Genomic DNA, 16218 nt, shown 5'->3' on the forward strand with positions numbered 1-16218 from the left:
TGGTCAATCAGCGAACACGACCGTGTTGATCACTTGCTTCCAACGATGCTTCCAGGCATCTTTGGAAAAGCCCTCGGCAGTCAGTTGCGCATTTGCAGCCAGTTTCTCGGCCAACTGACGATCCCCAATCAAGCGCTCTGCAGCCTGGACCAGATCCCACATGCTCGGTCTGATCAACAAGCCGTTATAGCCATCCACGATCAGGTTTGGCAGCCCGCCGACATTCGTGGAGATCACTGCATTGTTCGTCGCAAGGGCTTCAATGCATGAGAGCGAAGTGCCCTCTGACTCGGTAGTCGGAACCAGCACGACGTGGCTATCCACATAGGCCAGATGCATGTCATCCATGTCATGCTCCGTCCACGTGACGCGTCCGGGGTGTCGTGCGATAAAGGCCTCGGTCGCAGCGACATCGGCGCCGACAGCCTGCCCGCAGAAAACCAGGCGAATATTGTCGTGCCGGGCAAAAAGCGCATCGAACGCGTCGATGGTCAAGTACAACCCTCTCGGTTCGTACAACCGACGGGGATACAGGAAGCAGAGCGTACCGTCCCGGAAGTCTTTCACACTCGGTTTGAATTGCCGCAGATCGACGTAATTCGGAACGTACGACAACGAGTTGGCCAAGGGCCAATCATAAGTGCGCATCCAATTGATGAAATTGGTGTCCACGCAAACGCAGCCATCGCTGTTCTTGACGGCGTCCAGGATCAAATCGTAGCGTGAACGATCATAGCGCTCTACCCGATTGTTCTTGCCGTCCCAATGGATGCCGTGATTGATCGAAAGCACCTTCTTGTCTTGCGGCAGTCGGCAGGCGAGCTCCGCAGGCGATGCAATCAGTACGTCACTATCCTTGCAGAACGAGGCATAGGCTTGCGAGATCTTCACAAAATCCAATTCGGGTGTGGCCGCAATGCCCTGCACCTTGATGCCCTTGAAAATGCGCTCAAAGGGTTCGTACGAATTTTGCAATATGCGTACGTCGCACCCCATTTCTTCGAGCAACACCGCAAGGTCGTATACGTAACGTTCCGCGCCGCCCTTGAAGACAACCTCGCCATGCCAGTCGTAGAAATTGATATTCACGATATCGACCTTCGGACGACCCCGATTGGATACTCCAGTCGGATTCCGAGTGACGGCATTGGCTGCCACGAACTCGCGCACAGGCTTATGCAATTCGCGCCAATCATGCGATGACGCCAATTGTGCAGAGGCATCGGTATAAGCCGATTTCCATGCGCCGCTCGATATTGCCTCTACGAACTTATCTCCGTCAGCGACAACAATCGCACCTTCGTAATTGAGCATGGTGCGCGTGGGCGTACCGATCACGGGTTTACCGGCGGCCAGGTATTCAAACAATTTCAGCGGTGATACGGCATCCGTCTTCTCGCTGACAATGAATGGCACAATGCCCACATCAATCCACGCCAGATAATGCTTCAAATCAGCATATTTCTTCGGACCTAGGTGAATGAATCGCTCCGACTGCGCCTCAAGGCGGGCCATTCTGCGTTTTACTTCATCCAGATTTTCCGGGACGAATGCCGCAATCGGGCCAACAAAAAGCAGCACTACATTGGGCAAGGCGGCCAGTTGATCGACAAGGTCAAAATCAATGAGCTCAGAAATCACCCCGTGATATCCGACAACCGTCACAGCTTCGCTGTCAATCCTGGCGCCCTGGGGAAGCGGGCACAATTCACGCAACCCGCCCGTAAAATCCGAGAGATAAACGCCATTCTCATAGAGAACACCGTGGGAAGTACTGGCCTTGTTTTTATCCAGCAGTTTTTGGGCGGAAAACAGCGTGATATCGGCTTTCTCGAGCAAAATCCTGTGATCAGAGCGCATGGTCTCCGACGGACTTGCGAAAACGGTCAAATCATCCAGCACGTCGTAAATCAGTAATGCCTTACTCGCAATCTCGGCGTAATGCAGGAACCCTGGCCAATGCAAATACAAAATAAACGGCGTATCTTGCAACATCGCAAAGAGTTCGACCGTCATATTCGAAACATAGCAACCCTCGCCTGCCCTGCGCAGGTAAGGGGTATTGTTATTCACCTGGAGCTGAATGCAAAGATAACCGTCTTTGGCAAAGGCCGCCATGATATGGTCCGGCCGCTGCTTCAGCTCCAGGTCATATGCGACCGGGCACAGAACAATACCCTTTCTGTTCGGGTACATGGCAAACAGCCTGAGGATTTCGCTACGATTTTGCCTGGAAGGCTGCTTCATTCCAGCACGAACGTAATCCGCCTGAGCACGGCTGTGGAACTTGTATTCCGGGTATTCTTCTTCTGCGGAATTAGAGTCCACCGTAGACAGGCCCGCCGCAGCGGCGGTCTTTGCCATTTTCTTTTGCTCAATCGCGCGCAGCGCACGCTGAATGCGCCACCAAGCCGCCTGGATTCTCCAGCCGCCGCGCGCCGCAAGTATGCGCCGCTTCAGCCTTTGCTTTATCGACAGTTGAGAAGCAACTGCCGTTTCCAAGGCATGCTGGCTCCGCCACAGCCGCAGCTCCAATTCGGTAATCTTGGCCTTGGCTACGTCCAGGTCTGACTGTAGCGCTTCGACCGCCGTCGACTGCGCCGGCGCCAATGCCTGGCTATCCTTGCTCACCTGCTGCGAAGTGTTCGCAAACTTATCTGGCCCAGCAGTGCCGCTGACCGTTTTCTCGTCGTGAATGCTCAATTGGATACCGCTCAAAGGGGAGGCAGAATTTGAGATGGTGGCTAACCGTACTATCACCGGGCGATTAGCGACCTCGCTGAGGAGCGATTGTGCCGAGATTGTACCTCGTGACGCCTTGATGACAGCCTGAACCGCTCACCGCCCCGGGGGAAACCATAAAATAGGACAACCACCTCACTGATACGCCTATGACCCGTAGCCGTTAGGATTGTTGCGTTGCCAGCGCCACCCATCCCTGCACATGTCCTCAATGGTGTAAATCGCAGTCCACTTGAGAATGCGATTCGCGGACGAAACGTCTGCCCACGCAGCTGCAACATCACCGGGACGACGATCACAGATCCGGTAGGGCACAGGCATTCCGCTCGTCAGTTCAAAAGCCTTCAACAATTCCAGTACAGATGTCCCTCGGCCGGTACCCAAATTGAAAGAGTGAAATCCTCGATCACCCCGGTCCAGCAGCCAGTCGATGGCCTTGACGTGGCCCGCCGCCAGGTCCGAAACATGAATGTAATCGCGGACACCCGTTCCATCGGTAGTTGGATAATCCGCACCGAATACCGGCAACGAGGGCAGACTGCCGATGGCTGTCCTGGTTATATAGGGAAAGAGATTATTCGGCACGCCTTGCGGATGATCGCCGATTCGCCCGCTCCTGTGAGCGCCGATAGGATTGAAATAACGCAGGGCAATAGCCGCGAACCCCTGGTCGGCAAAACAATAGTCCTGCAATATCCGTTCGACCATGGCCTTGGAGTGTCCGTAGGGATTCGAAGGCCCTAACACATGATGTTCCGTATAAGGCAGATCTGTTCCGGGACAATAGACGGTCGCGGAGGAGCTGAAGACCATGTTCTTTATCTCAGCGTGCCTCATCGCCTCAAGCAGACTCAGGGTTCCTGTGACGTTGACGTCGTAGTACGACAGGGGCAGCGCGACCGACTCGCCAACAGCCTTCAGCGCGGCCAAGTGAAGTACACACGAAACAGGCTCGCCTTTCATGGCCTGGTCGACGAACAGGCGCACAAGCAGGTCCGTGTTCCGGATATCACCCTCGATGAAATCAATCTCGTGCCCAGTCAACTCTTCAACGCGGACGAGCGCCTCGGGGCGGCTATTGGAAAAATTGTCCAATACCAGGGGCTTATAGCCGGCCTCAACGAGGCTGACCAGCGTGTGCACACCGATATAGCCTGCGCCACCAGTTATGAATATTGTTTTACGCATGATTCAAGCCATGGACAGGAAGAAGGGTAAATTCAGGTGCGGAGGGCTCTTCCCAAACGACGCTTTGCATATTTATACAGCTTCAGCGGCATGCCAAGCACCCGCTCAGTCCAGCGGTCCATCCGTCGCAGGCCGGAAGCCAGCATCCAGAAGCAAACAATCGGGTAATACCCAAACATTCGCGCTATCGAGATGCCTTTCTCGACCCGAGCGCCAAAGGACTCCCGAATAATCCCGCACTTTATCCAGTCGCCTCCGAAGTTCTTTTCCGCGACACTGAAGATATCCTGGAGCGCCTTGCTTCTGCTATAGCCTTGCAACGTCTTTACTTTCGTGATCCAAGCCGCGCAATGCCGGGCGACATACCACATCAAAAGGCGCCGATTTCTATCGAACTCACCTTTCTTCCGGTAGAAGGCGAGCATATCTTCAAGAACCGGAACGATATTCAATATCCTCTTATCCGTCTGTTTCATGGACTGAGTGGGACGCGTAATATCGTAGTTGTATAGCTCTTTGTTGACGTAATATATTTTCTTGGCAACAAGATAGCTTTTCGGAACAAAATTCGCATCTGCGAAAATGACGCCCGCCAGCAGGCGGACGTCCGGATCCGAGAATATTGACCGATGATACAGCCGCCCGCACGGGGTTGCCCAGTTTCTATATAGAAGATCCCGGTCTTCGCCGACCAGTTCTCTCTCGCTATCAAACGGCAGCGGCTTGAAGGGTGCCGTGCTGCCGGTATAGCAGTACAGCAGATTTCCTATCAACAGGTCGGCACCCGTAGATTGGGCCTTGTCGTACATGAACTGGACAGAGTCAGCGTCCAGGAAATCGTCCCCGTCCACGATGGTGATGTATTCGCCTGAAGCCCTGTCAATTCCATAGTTGCAAGCCGCACCATGGCCACCATTCGGCTTGACGAAAGACTTGAATATGTCGGGCCGTCGCGCAACATATTCGTCGATTATCAACTGGCTATCATCCGTGCCGCCGTCATTGATCACCAGCACTTCAATGCTCTGCAGAGTCTGGTTCTCAAGCGAACGCAGGCAGCGATCAATATAAAACTCGAGATTGTAGACAGGGACAACGATGCTGACTTTCGGATTCATTTCGCAGCAGTGCCCTTGAATTGGCTATCAAACACATCCAGCGCGCGCTCGATGATATTATTCATATCATAATATCTATATTCAGCAAGACGCCCGACCAGCATCAATTGAGGATATTTCGCAGCCAAGGTGGAGTACTTTCCATACAGCTCCGCATTGCTATCCTTCGGAATAGGATAATACGGAATGCTCTGAGCAGGAACCATCCTATCGTAGGCCTGCGGATATTCCTTCATGATGGTCGTCTTAACCGGTGGCTGGGCCATCAAGTGCTTATACTCGGTAATCCGCGTGTAGAGCTGTGTGTTGGGATAGTTGACCGTCGCGCAGGGCTGATAATAATCCACATCATGAGACTCAAGGTCAAAGCGCAGCGAACGATAGGGCAATTCTCCGAACTGGTAATCGAACAGCTCGTCGATAGGTCCGGTATATATCACCCTTCCTTCAAAACGTTTACCCATGTAATTGATCTCACCGGTTTCCGGGGAGAGCGAAAGAATATCTTTAGCTTTGGTGTTGAGGCACACCTCAATCAGCGGATTCGCCAGCATCGCCTCGAACATCTTTGTATAGCCATCTTTCGGCAATGCCTGATGTTGTTCCTGGAAATAGCGATCATCGTATGAAATGTGCACGGGAACTCGGGCAGTGATGGTCTCGAAGTCCAGGTTCTCCGGCTTGTCCCCCCATTGCTTGGTGGTGTAGTTCAAGTACACATTCTCGAATACGAACTCTCCGAATTCTCGAATGCGCTGATCGGCGTGCTTGCGCAGTACCGAAACAGGCACCTTCACGTCCATGCCGAATTCTGCGACCAACAAGCCCTTGAGCTCATCCGCGCGCTCGGGCAAAAGGCGCTCAAGTGACGTCAGATTGAAAGGCACCGGCACCAACTGATCCTGCACTTCAGCCAACACCCGATGCTGATAAGGATGCCATCCCGTGAATTTCGATATGTATTCCAGAACCCGCGGGCTATTGGTACGGAAAAGGTGCGGACCATACTTATGCACCAGGACCCCGTGCTGGTCCTGGTAGTCGAACATATTCCCGGCGATATGCTCCCGCTGGTCTATCAGCAATATACGCTTCCCATTTTGAGAAGCCAGGCGTTCTGCCAGAATGGAACCGGCAAAGCCAGCACCAACTATAATGAAGTCGTATTTTTTCATGATAATCTAGCTCTTTACAATCGACCGAATCACTTGCTCCATTTTGGGAGCGACAATATCGATCGAATAATCTTCGTACACGCCAAAATCCGGCTTCACCTTGCCGTCGAGATACCGCTTCAATACGTATGCAATTCGATCTGCCCGCAGATCGGCAATAAGGTTGTGGCTTCTGGATAGAATGTCGGCGGAAGGCCCTGCTGCCATTGTCACAGCCGCGATGGGCTTCTTGGCACCCATGTAGTCAGCGAGCTTTCCAGGAAAGAAGGGGTTGCTGTCTATTCCATCCTGCTCCTGCGTGAACATTCCATCAATCAACAAAAGAACGTCTGCCTGCCGCATCAATTGCAGGCTCGCCATATAGGAAACCGGTGGTTCGAAGCGCACGTGCTCACGGAACCTCATGTCCTTATGCGCTTCGATGTCTTCCGCATAGGGGGCACCGCCGTAAAAGCGAACTTCGAACTTATCTCGGTATTCCGGGTAGATCTCCAGCAACCGATCCACTGCCAGCAAAACTGGAGCTGCCGTGCGCTTCACATGATAAAGCGTACCGAGATGGGCAAAAATGAATTTGCCGCCAGCGCGCTCGCCATCTGAGCCGTACATCATCGGATCATAGCAATGCGGAACCACCACGGCTTTGTGTTTGTATTGCTCCATCTCATCCACGAACATCAGATCCCGCTGATATTCATTGTTGAGCAGGATCACATCCGCATCGCGCAACGTATTCCGTTCGATCAGACGGTCCTCCTCAACCATGGGATAGCCACGCATGTGAGCGACATAGGGATTACGTACGAACAAATCTCCGAAATAAGCGATCCACGGTAAATCCGGATATCTTCTTTTGATTCGAGAAGCCGCATCGTGGCTCACCATTTCATTTGAATGAGATATTAGGAAATCAAACTTCCCTTTATTCCTTTCATACAAATCCTGGACCGCATCGATGAACTTCCTGCGCACCCCGGGAGTACGCGGATTCTTATGGTCAAGTTCAATTGGGAATCGCTCAATACTTGCCTTGCCGGAATAACGCAATAATTGGTTATCCGGATTATCTCTCGCAACCTGGGCGACCAAATAGGATATATTCGTGTCTTTTATTCTTTTGTAAAAGTCAATATCTGCCGAGCCCACATAGGGCGCGAAGAACCAGGACACGGCGAACCCGCTGATATTTTTCATAAAGCTTATCTACACATTTACCCGATCAATGGCGCTGAACTCATATGGACAGCATGCCGTCTTGCCATCGGCCATTCGCCAGGATTCAATCTTTGACCCGAAGGACTTTCCGTGCTGCTCGCCCCAACGCTCGGATAGGAGCAGTCAGGCGCCACGAACTACTGTTCTGCATACTTGCAAGTGCCAGCGCCAGATCCTTGTTGGCCGCATCAAGCTTGCGCTGTTCTTCCAGCACAATGGCCTGTTGTTGCAACTGCGCATCCAGAAGCAATCCGAAATTATTTAACAGTTTCTTCAGTTCAACGACCTCATTGCTCAAGCGAGAATGATGTTCAAGCAGAGCCTCATGCTTTTTCGCCTGTTCAACCCGTGCCAACTGCGCAATATCGACGTTTACGATATCGGCATTCACATAAACATCGCCCAGAACCAGACGATTAGCCTCAGCCCAGTGCCTGTTCACATATACGAGGATGATTTGGTCGCCGTACCAATAAGTCGGGTTCATTCCCCGACAATCCACCGCTCTCGAATGCACGAGCAACCAGTCCGAATGCGCGAACAGCGGAATGTTCTCGGGTGCGAAAGTGAAAAAATGCTCGGAAATACGGTCCAGTTCCCGATAAGGTAGCGCCAGTACGACACAATGCCCGGTCCGTTGGAACAGCTTTGACAGCACATTGAACGGATCAGTGAAATGTTCGAGCGTATTGGATGAAAAAACCAGATCGAACTTTTCGCTCACCGTATCCGAGGCAAGCCAGTCCTGCGCATCGAAGCGTATTGTTGGGTAATGTTCACGCGCCGTCTTCACGGCCGACTCGGCAAAATCTATGCCGACCACTTGCTCCCGAGCGAAATAACCGGCGAGCACATCAGTGCCATCGCCTTGCGCACAGCCCCAGTCGCACACCTTCCAATTGTTCTGATTCGCAGTAGAGCGCAGCCAGGCCGGCAAATTTTCCAGCGCCACCCTGGCAAAAAAACGAGACTGCTCCTGGCCCTTATTGGACTCCCAGTCGGTATCGAATCGGCCATTCCAATAATCATGGCTATTTATATCGCCTTGGCTCATGCCGCATCTCCGCTAATCCGAATCTTGACTCCGGGTCGAAATATCCCCATGAACCTGGTGGTTGCAACAACAGAAAAATAATGGGCACCTTCGATATACTCGAAATACGACATTCCGCCAGAGCTTGCATCCTCCAGCGCCGCAACGAGAATATACTTGCCCGGCACAAGGTGGTTGGTGAAGTCAAACTCCACCTGAATCAATGAACCGCTTTGAGTCAGCACCAATTCCGGTGTCTCGAGGGTGCTGGCCACCATCAGATCCGCGCCCTTTTCATTCTTTATCGAAAAAGCCACGCTGACTTTGCTGAGCTCGACTCCCGCAGGCGGCAGGAAGGCGATTTTCACACGCAGACTCTCGCCCCAGTCAAACACATCTTTACGCTGTCCTGCTTCCGTGTGAACCGCTGCGTGGCTGATCAGTCCCACCTGCGAGCCCCAGTGCGAGGCCGGCTTATTGTCCACATGCCTGTCAGACGTTGCCGGTAGCAATGACTCGCCATCCCGGATCTCCGGCAGGACGGCAGCCATCTCCGGTTCTGCGGCAACGGCCGGCGCGCCACCATTCTCGTCCTGGTACATGAATTCAGCGTACTTGCTGGTCACGGCAGATACTTCACCGGTCATGCGCAGGTTACCTTTATCCAGCCAGACGGCTCGCTGACACAGCATCCGCACCGAGCCGACGTCGTGGCTGACGAACAATACTGCCGCGCCGGCGTTCTGTATATCCTTGATGCGACGCATGCACTTGTACTGAAAGCGCGCATCTCCGACCGCAAGCGCCTCATCAACAATCAGCACGTCTGGTGTTACATTGATGGCCACTGCGAAAGCCAGCCGGACATACATGCCGCTGGAATACACCTTGACCGGCTGGTCGATAAAACTACCGATATCCGCGAACGCTGCAATGTCATCGAAGCGCTCGTCCGTCTCGCGCTTGGTCAACCCCAGGATGGATGCATTCAGGTATACGTTCTCGCGTCCTGTAAATTCAGGATTGAATCCCGCACCCAACTCCAGTAGCGCGGCGATGCGACCGCTGGTCCATATCTCACCCGTTGTGGGCGTCAAGGTCCCGCAAATCATCTGCAGCAGCGTGGACTTTCCCGAGCCGTTTCGGCCGATGATGCCCACTGTTTCGCCGCGCTGCACATCGAACGACAAGTCATGCAGTGCCCAGAATTCGCGGTAATACTGGCGCCGACCGAACGATCCCATCTGCAACAGCCTGTCCCTCGGCTTGTCGTAGAGGTGGAAGCACTTGCTGAGATTGCGAACCGAAATAGCCAGGGAATCAGAGGACATCAGCAAATCCTTTCCTGGTGCGTTGAAACCATGCGTATCCCAACACTGCGATCAGGCACGCAGCAACGGTGTAAAGCGACCAAATCCGCCAATCAATCCCCACTCCCCAGAAGAGCACATTGCGTGCTTGTTCAACCACAGCCGTCAAGGGACTCAAATGCAGGAATACACGATAACGCTCGGGCAGGGATGTAGCGGAATAGAAAATAGGAGACATGAACATCAGCACGGTCGTGACAATGCCGATGAACTGCGAGACATCGCGCAGGTACACGCCCAAAGCGGACAGGAACCAGCTTGCCCCAAGAACTAGAATGACAAGAGGCAGCACCACCACAGGAAAGAGCAGAACGGTGGCGTGAGGCACGCCATAAAAAACCAGATAGAACGCCATCCAGACCGCCAAACTGATCAGCAGATGGAAGAACGCCGAACCCAAGGCAACACATGGCAGAATTTCAAGAGGAAAGACCACCTTCTTCACATAATTGACATTCGACAGGATCAACGACGGTGAACGATTGATGCACTCAGCAAAAAAATTAAAAAGCATCAAGCCGGCAAACAAAACCAAAGCGAACTCCGTCTTCGATTCGGAGCCGCCCGGCCAGCGCGCCTTGAATACAACGCTGAAAACAAACGTATATACCAGCAGCATGAAGACTGGATTAAAAAAAGACCAGAGCAGCCCAAATGCGGAGCCCCGATAGCGCCCCACCACCTCGCGTCTTACCAGATCACTGATCAGAGTACGGTACTTGAACAATGATTTGAACAAAGAAACGGGCGATGCCGGATGTCTATGCGCACTACTCACGATATATAAAATCCATTTTATGCCCGACGTCCCAACCGAAATAGACAGCGCTTGCGGAACGCGTTGAATATATAAAAACAAAAATAATAAAAACTAAGCGGAAGAGACAGACTCAGAACTTTCCGATATATTCGCCACTGCCACCGGATTGCCCTGCCTTTATTCGAAGACAGAGAGTTCTTTACCACGCGATAATATGCAAGAGGCGTACCTGGCAGTGTCGCGTGAATTTCGCCCGCGATTTTAACTGCACGTAGCCAGAAAACATAGTCTTCATGTCCACCCGACTCGAAACGCAAGTCAGGCAACCGATCCTTGCGGTAGATTCCGGTCAGGTGTCCAATGAAATTGGACTTCAACATATCGCTATATTTCAGGGATTCCGGAACGTCCACTGGCGCTAGTAACTCGCCTTCTTCAGTCATGCGAACGTAGGATCCGTAGCTGACCGCCACACCGGCTTCCAATACCTGCACCTGCGCGGCCAGCTTATGCGGCAGCCAGATATCGTCGCTATCGAGAAATGCAATGTATTTCCCTCGAGCAGCATCGATTGCCCGGTTGCGCGTCTGAACAACACCCAGGTTTCCGGGATTCTTCAAATAGTGAATTCTCTCATCCGTATACTCAGCCACGTACTTGCCAGTGTTGTCGGTTGAGGAATCGTCAACCACGAGCAACTCCCAATCCTGGAACGTTTGCTCAAGGACAGAATCGATCGCATGTTTTATGTAACGCTGCGCATTATAGGCAGGCATCACGATGGATACCGAGGGAAGCTTTTCCGGGCGCATCAACGTATACTCCCCAGCAGCCTTATGATATGGCGAACATAAACACCCCTATAATGCTCTGAATAATAGGAGGAGTATTTTTCAAGCCATAATTTCTGCGCTTGATCAGCCGCTGCACGGATTTGGAAAGAATTCAATCCGTCAAGCCAGGCGGCAATGGCGGGAGCGCCTTCAGCAATGGCCCAGCCAGTGCCTTGAAGCGTCACTTTAGTGCCGGGTGGCGTGCCAACGGTGGTGAGCATACCCCGTCCCAACATCAGATGTTCATAGTATTTGTTAGGTGACGCGTATAAGTGATTCGGCACCGTCAGATAGTACATTCCTACTATGACGTCCATACCAGCCATCAACGCCAAACCCTCTGTGCTACGCGCAGCTCCGTAAAAATGGATGTTGGGAAACTCTGTGGCGGCGACCTCTAAGGTGTCCTCCAACCCACCGTAGCCAGCCACGTGGAGCTCGACATCGCACCGGCCGCCGCAGACAAGAAGCAGATCTTCCAGACCCCGGTTACGAGGCTCCAACACGCCGAAATAGCCAATTTTCCAGGGCGGACTCGGTTCCCGTAACGGTTGAGCTTCGGTAAATGTTCCGGGCACGTTCTCCAACACCAGCACGTTGGGCAGCTTCGTGGATAGACCATGTTGCGCATATCGCTCCTCGTTGACGATCAGCGTCAGAGCAGCAGACTTTGCAATGTGCGTTTCCAGTGCATCGAGAAATCTGCCCGCCACTCCGGACAGATTGCGTACGGCCGAATAGTTGTCGTAGATGTCGAAGACCAAGCGCTTTCCCGCAATGGCGCAAAACACCCACGCCGCGGCGGCTGAATCCAGATCGATGGCATGCACGACCCGCAGGACCCGCCGTGCACGCCACAGCTGCATGAATACGAACAAGTTCCAGCGCAGTAGCGCGATAGCGTTGCGCCAGCCACCGCCCAGTTTCGCCGGGAGAGAGAACAAAGTCTGCCTGGTCTCATCGGCTCGTGCCGAGCCATCCTTGTTCCAACCGATGAAATGCCAAGTCAAGCCTGCATCAGCCAGCGCGTCGAAATACTTGGCTAACCTTGCATCGAAGTCCGCGACGTACGACCGCACGAAGAAGATCATTTCTCCTTAATTCCCCGGCGTACGATCTTCGCCCGCTTCTTAATGACCATCCACTTGGGCATGCGAAACAGGACCAACTTGCGATAAAGAATGATATAGGTCGCCGAAAAGGCCGCGACGAAGAACATCAGCAGATATTCGTTTTGCCAAAACAGCACTGCGGGAATGACCGCGAACGAGGTCAGCAACCACAGATAGGGCGAAGTCATCGCGTTGCGCTGGATCTTATGGCGCACGTCGCTGGAACCAACAGCCCATCGCACCAAGCGCTTGTAGATAAGCATATGCAGATGCACACCGTCCGGCATGCCTGGAGACTGCCCGCGCAAGAATCTTTTCCGATATATCGAGAACAGCGTCTCGAATACTGGGTAGATGCACAACAACAATGGGAACCAGGCAGAGACATTTGGGTGCCGCGCCAGCATCAGCACCGAAATGGCGCCGACCATGAAACCGATGAAATACGCACCACCATCGCCCAGGAAAATAAGCCCCCGGGGGTAGTTCCATACGAGGAAGCCTACGATGGCACCGATCATCCCCACAGCGGCGATCAGCAGCAGCCGATCGCCCAGATAATATGAAACATAGGCAAATCCAGCGAAAATCATCGCGCTGATCACAGCGGCCAGTCCGTTATAGCCGTCAATGATATTGATCGCATTTGCTGCCCCGGCAATTGCGATCATCGTACAGACCAGGGAGATGGCACCAAACTGCAGCAGCCAATCGACTCCAATGATATCCAGCCGAGTCAGGGTGGCGCCGCATAAATAATAAGCCGCAGCACCGGAAATCATGGCAAGGCCCAACCGCACCAGTACCCGCACGCGCTTGGTCACGTCTTCGGCCAGTCCGCCCAGGAAGGCCGGCATCGCCACCGCCAACAAAGTGGCCAGTTCCCCGCCTTGGCCGGGCTCGCGCACCGCGGCCACCACCCCAATGCCGAACATGGCCACTACAATGGATATACCGCCGACCCGGGGCACCGGACGGACGTGATATTTTTGAACGCTGGTTATATCGTGGTCGGCCGTATACTTGCCATGCAACGAATTGAACCGGACGAGCAATAACGTGATGGCGAGCGATATAAGGAACGCGACTAAAACATAAAGCATGGGATACACCAGCAGTAAAGTGGCGCGATTTTATGCGTAAACCCTCCCCGGCTGCGGCGTGGTGCATGACCGCATTCAGGCCAGGGGCTGCTTACATCGATACCAGCCACAAGACAATGAGCAACGAACTTGAACGCGGCCTGTCGGCCAGCCAAGGCAGATTGCCTCGCATCGCTTTCCTGTTCAACCGGCTATAGTAGCTTAAGGGGCATCCTCCACCGCACCCCTTTCGCCCAGGAACTCGCGCCATCTCCCTCCGACCGTTGCAACCGCGCCGCATAGTACGTCGCTCCCGTGCGGGTCGCGAGCATGTCGCGCATGGAGTCGTGCACTCCCGCCCCATTTTTTAGCGATTGGCAAAAACGCACATCTCGTTGCGTATTGCAAAAAATAATCGATATCAATTAACGCATAGCGGCTGCGCGATGCGGTTATTGGCACGCCCTCGAACCACAACCGCGCGTCGATACGGGCTAGCCAAATATTGCGATCGGAGCAAGAATGGGCCATAACGCTTCCAAAAAGGAGACAGCCATGCGCATTGCAGATGCCCAGTGGATTCCTTCAACCCAGCACCAGACTTGGGATGCGTTGACCGATCCCGCCGTGCTGCAGCGGTGCATCCCCGGCTGCGTCGAAGTCGTCCAGCGTAGCCCCACTGAGTACGGGGTGACGCTTCGAGCCAAGATCGCCGGCCTGGACACCGACTACGAAGGTGAGATCCTGCTCTCGGATGTGGATCCCCCCAACAGTTGCACTCTGGTGTTCGAAGGCAAGGGCCGCGCTGCCTGCCTGGCCATCGGCACCGCCCAGGTCAATCTGTCGACAAAAGACCAGGGCACGAGAGTCGCCTACACCGTGGCCGGCATGACTGGCGGCAAGTTGGCGGAGTGCGGCGAAGGCCTGGTGCTCAAGGCCGGTGAAAAGATCATCGCGAAGTTCTTCACCGCGTTCATCGACTACATGGCTGGCCAACCCCGTTTGGCCCCGCCGCCGCCGCCACCCGAACCCGAACCTCGCGGCCTGTCCAATTCCCGTTGGTCCTGGGCGCTGGTCGTGCTGGTGGTTGCCGTATTCTGGAGCTATCACGCATTCTATAAGTAGAACCCCGTAGGGCCGGTGATATCCTTGGCGGCATGACCGCGCCACCACCACCGCCCCCCGCCACGGAACCCGCCCACTCCCGCCGCGACCTTCTGATGGGCATGGCCGGAGTGGCTGCCACCGTCGTGCTGGCGGCCTTCGATTCCACCATCATCAGCACCACGCTGCCGCGCGTGGCTGAGGCCCTGGATGGCATGGCGCTTTATGCCTGGGTCGGTACGGGCTACCTGCTGGCGACGGCGGCATCAATCATGATTTTCGGCCGCCTGGGCGACCTGTTCGGCCGCAAGCCGCTGATGCTGGTGTCGGTGCTGATCATCGCACTCGGCTCCGTCGCCTGTGGCTTATCGCAGACCATGGGCCAGTTGATTCTCTTTCGAACACTGCAAGGCATTGGCGGCGGCATGATGATCGCCACCGCCTTCGCGGCTCCAGCCGATCTGTTCCCCGATGCCAAGCAACGCGTGAAATGGATGGCGCTGGTCTCCGCCGCTTTCGCCATGGCCAGCGGCATCGGCCCTGTACTGGGCGGCGCAGCCACCCAGGCGCTGGGCTGGCGGGCCGCCTTCTTCATTTCACCCATCGCCGCTGCAGTCGCCCTGTTCCTTCTGGCCAAGTACTTTCCTCGGATCAAACCGGTTCACACCGGCGAACGCCGCATCGACTGGATCGGCGCCGTATTGCTGGTGTTGGCCGTAGGCGCGCCATTGGCAGCGTTGGAATTAGGCTTCGCCAAAGGCGAACATGCACACCCGATGATGGGGTTGGCCTTGGCCGTCGTCGGTATCGCCGCCATCTTCCTGCTCATTCCGATAGAACGCCGCGTCGCGTCCCCGATATTCCCGTTGCGCGTGCTGGCTGGCCGCGAACCGCAATTGCTGAACCTGGCGGCAATGACGGTAGGCGCCGTCATGTTCGTGCTGATCTTCTACAGCCCGTTGTTGCTGCAGCAGGTACTGGGCTACACGCCCAGCGAAGCCGGCTTGCTGCTGACGCCGCTGGTCGCGGCCATCTCGGTAGGCAGCATCATCAACGGTCGGCTGTTTCCCCGCCAGGCGGAGCCCCAGCGCCTGATGGTGTTTGGCGCCGGCCTACTGGCTGCGGGTACCCTCATGGTCCTGCTGATTTCTCCAGGGACCTCGGCCTGGTGGATTCTTGCGGCGTTTTTTGTCAATGGTTGCGCACTCGGCTTCCTACTGCCCAATCTGACGCTGTTCATGCAGATGTTGAGTGAACGGCGCGACGTCGGCGTCGCTTCTGCCTTGGTGCAGACCACCCGCGCTATTGGCAGCGCGCTAGGTACCGCCGTAGTGGGCATCCTGATTTCGCACGGCACGATACTAAACGGAGTGCGCACCGGGCTTGTCCTGTGTATTGTCCTGTGCCTGACCTGTGCCCTGATCGCGCATCGGGTCAAGATGAAGAACCTGGCGACCAGCCGGACTCAAGCCTGACTCAGGACTCA

General features: G+C 54.5%; 13 protein-coding genes. 2 read left to right on the top strand and 11 right to left on the bottom strand.

Features of this window, described 5'->3' with window-relative positions; genetic code table 11:
• Positions 1-3 precede the first annotated feature (3 nt).
• The 11 genes from ACUDP5_RS28560 to ACUDP5_RS28610 all read right to left on the bottom strand — a co-directional run bounded on the left by ACUDP5_RS28560 (position 4) and on the right by ACUDP5_RS28610 (position 13649).
• A complete protein-coding gene (locus ACUDP5_RS28560) occupies positions 4-2703 on the bottom strand; it encodes a glycosyltransferase (RefSeq protein ID WP_445657834.1) in 2700 nt (899 codons plus the stop codon).
• A 186-nt stretch (positions 2704-2889) separates the two neighbouring features.
• The gene (gene galE, locus ACUDP5_RS28565) at positions 2890-3930 is read right to left on the bottom strand and encodes a UDP-glucose 4-epimerase GalE (RefSeq protein WP_445657835.1); all 1041 of its coding nucleotides are present in this window, start codon (positions 3928-3930) and stop codon (positions 2890-2892) included.
• A gap of 32 nt (positions 3931-3962) precedes the next feature.
• Complete coding sequence (locus ACUDP5_RS28570) at positions 3963-5048, bottom strand: glycosyltransferase family 2 protein (protein ID WP_445657836.1); 1086 nt, start codon at positions 5046-5048, stop codon at positions 3963-3965.
• Positions 5045-6223, bottom strand: a complete 1179-nt coding sequence (glf, locus tag ACUDP5_RS28575) for a UDP-galactopyranose mutase (RefSeq protein ID WP_445657837.1) — start codon at positions 6221-6223, stop codon at positions 5045-5047. Before glf ends, ACUDP5_RS28570 begins: the two co-directional genes overlap by 4 nt.
• 6 nt (positions 6224-6229) lie before the next feature.
• Positions 6230-7417, bottom strand: coding sequence for a hypothetical protein (locus ACUDP5_RS28580; protein ID WP_445657838.1), 1188 nt, complete (start codon positions 7415-7417; stop codon positions 6230-6232).
• Between the two features lie 85 nt (positions 7418-7502).
• Positions 7503-8492, bottom strand: coding sequence for a class I SAM-dependent methyltransferase (locus tag ACUDP5_RS28585; protein ID WP_445657839.1), 990 nt, complete (start codon positions 8490-8492; stop codon positions 7503-7505).
• Positions 8489-9802: an ABC transporter ATP-binding protein gene (locus tag ACUDP5_RS28590; RefSeq protein ID WP_445657840.1), complete on the bottom strand. Its 1314-nt coding sequence runs from the start codon at positions 9800-9802 to the stop codon at positions 8489-8491. The genes ACUDP5_RS28585 and ACUDP5_RS28590 overlap by 4 nt, the downstream gene beginning before the upstream one ends.
• Positions 9792-10622: an ABC transporter permease gene (locus ACUDP5_RS28595; RefSeq protein WP_445659224.1), complete on the bottom strand. Its 831-nt coding sequence runs from the start codon at positions 10620-10622 to the stop codon at positions 9792-9794. The genes ACUDP5_RS28590 and ACUDP5_RS28595 overlap by 11 nt, the downstream gene beginning before the upstream one ends.
• Before the next feature lie 14 nt (positions 10623-10636).
• Positions 10637-11413 (bottom strand): glycosyltransferase family 2 protein, encoded by a 777-nt coding sequence (locus ACUDP5_RS28600; RefSeq protein ID WP_445659225.1) that lies wholly within the window; start codon positions 11411-11413, stop codon positions 10637-10639.
• Positions 11413-12525, bottom strand: coding sequence for a hypothetical protein (locus ACUDP5_RS28605; RefSeq protein ID WP_445657841.1), 1113 nt, complete (start codon positions 12523-12525; stop codon positions 11413-11415). The genes ACUDP5_RS28600 and ACUDP5_RS28605 overlap by 1 nt, the downstream gene beginning before the upstream one ends.
• The gene (locus tag ACUDP5_RS28610) at positions 12522-13649 is read right to left on the bottom strand and encodes an MraY family glycosyltransferase (protein WP_445657842.1); all 1128 of its coding nucleotides are present in this window, start codon (positions 13647-13649) and stop codon (positions 12522-12524) included. The genes ACUDP5_RS28605 and ACUDP5_RS28610 overlap by 4 nt, the downstream gene beginning before the upstream one ends.
• 534 nt (positions 13650-14183) lie before the next feature.
• On the opposite strand from ACUDP5_RS28610, the gene ACUDP5_RS28615 reads away from it, so the two are divergent.
• On the top strand, positions 14184-14753 hold the full coding sequence (locus ACUDP5_RS28615; RefSeq protein ID WP_445657843.1) for an SRPBCC family protein: 570 nt from the start codon (positions 14184-14186) through the stop codon (positions 14751-14753).
• 32 nt (positions 14754-14785) lie between these two features.
• The gene (locus ACUDP5_RS28620; RefSeq protein WP_445657844.1) at positions 14786-16207 is read left to right on the top strand and encodes an MFS transporter; all 1422 of its coding nucleotides are present in this window, start codon (positions 14786-14788) and stop codon (positions 16205-16207) included.
• The last annotated feature ends 11 nt before the right edge of the window (positions 16208-16218 follow it).

Source organism: Achromobacter sp. NCFB-sbj8-Ac1-l, assembly GCF_052695805.1.

What these genes read in the sequence shown, in the direction of transcription:
- galE (WP_445657835.1), bottom strand. Translation starts at nt 3,930, where the DNA reads ATGCGTAAAACAATATTCATAACTGGTGGCGCAGGCTATATCGGTGTG.
- ACUDP5_RS28605 (WP_445657841.1), bottom strand. Translation starts at nt 12,525, where the DNA reads ATGATCTTCTTCGTGCGGTCGTACGTCGCGGACTTCGATGCAAGGTTA.
- ACUDP5_RS28610 (WP_445657842.1), bottom strand. Translation starts at nt 13,649, where the DNA reads ATGCTTTATGTTTTAGTCGCGTTCCTTATATCGCTCGCCATCACGTTA.
- glf (WP_445657837.1), bottom strand. Translation starts at nt 6,223, where the DNA reads ATGAAAAAATACGACTTCATTATAGTTGGTGCTGGCTTTGCCGGTTCC.
- ACUDP5_RS28615 (WP_445657843.1), top strand. Translation starts at nt 14,184, where the DNA reads ATGCGCATTGCAGATGCCCAGTGGATTCCTTCAACCCAGCACCAGACT.
- ACUDP5_RS28570 (WP_445657836.1), bottom strand. Translation starts at nt 5,048, where the DNA reads ATGAATCCGAAAGTCAGCATCGTTGTCCCTGTCTACAATCTCGAGTTT.
- ACUDP5_RS28580 (WP_445657838.1), bottom strand. Translation starts at nt 7,417, where the DNA reads ATGAAAAATATCAGCGGGTTCGCCGTGTCCTGGTTCTTCGCGCCCTAT.
- ACUDP5_RS28600 (WP_445659225.1), bottom strand. Translation starts at nt 11,413, where the DNA reads ATGCGCCCGGAAAAGCTTCCCTCGGTATCCATCGTGATGCCTGCCTAT.
- ACUDP5_RS28585 (WP_445657839.1), bottom strand. Translation starts at nt 8,492, where the DNA reads ATGAGCCAAGGCGATATAAATAGCCATGATTATTGGAATGGCCGATTC.
- ACUDP5_RS28590 (WP_445657840.1), bottom strand. Translation starts at nt 9,802, where the DNA reads ATGTCCTCTGATTCCCTGGCTATTTCGGTTCGCAATCTCAGCAAGTGC.
- ACUDP5_RS28620 (WP_445657844.1), top strand. Translation starts at nt 14,786, where the DNA reads ATGACCGCGCCACCACCACCGCCCCCCGCCACGGAACCCGCCCACTCC.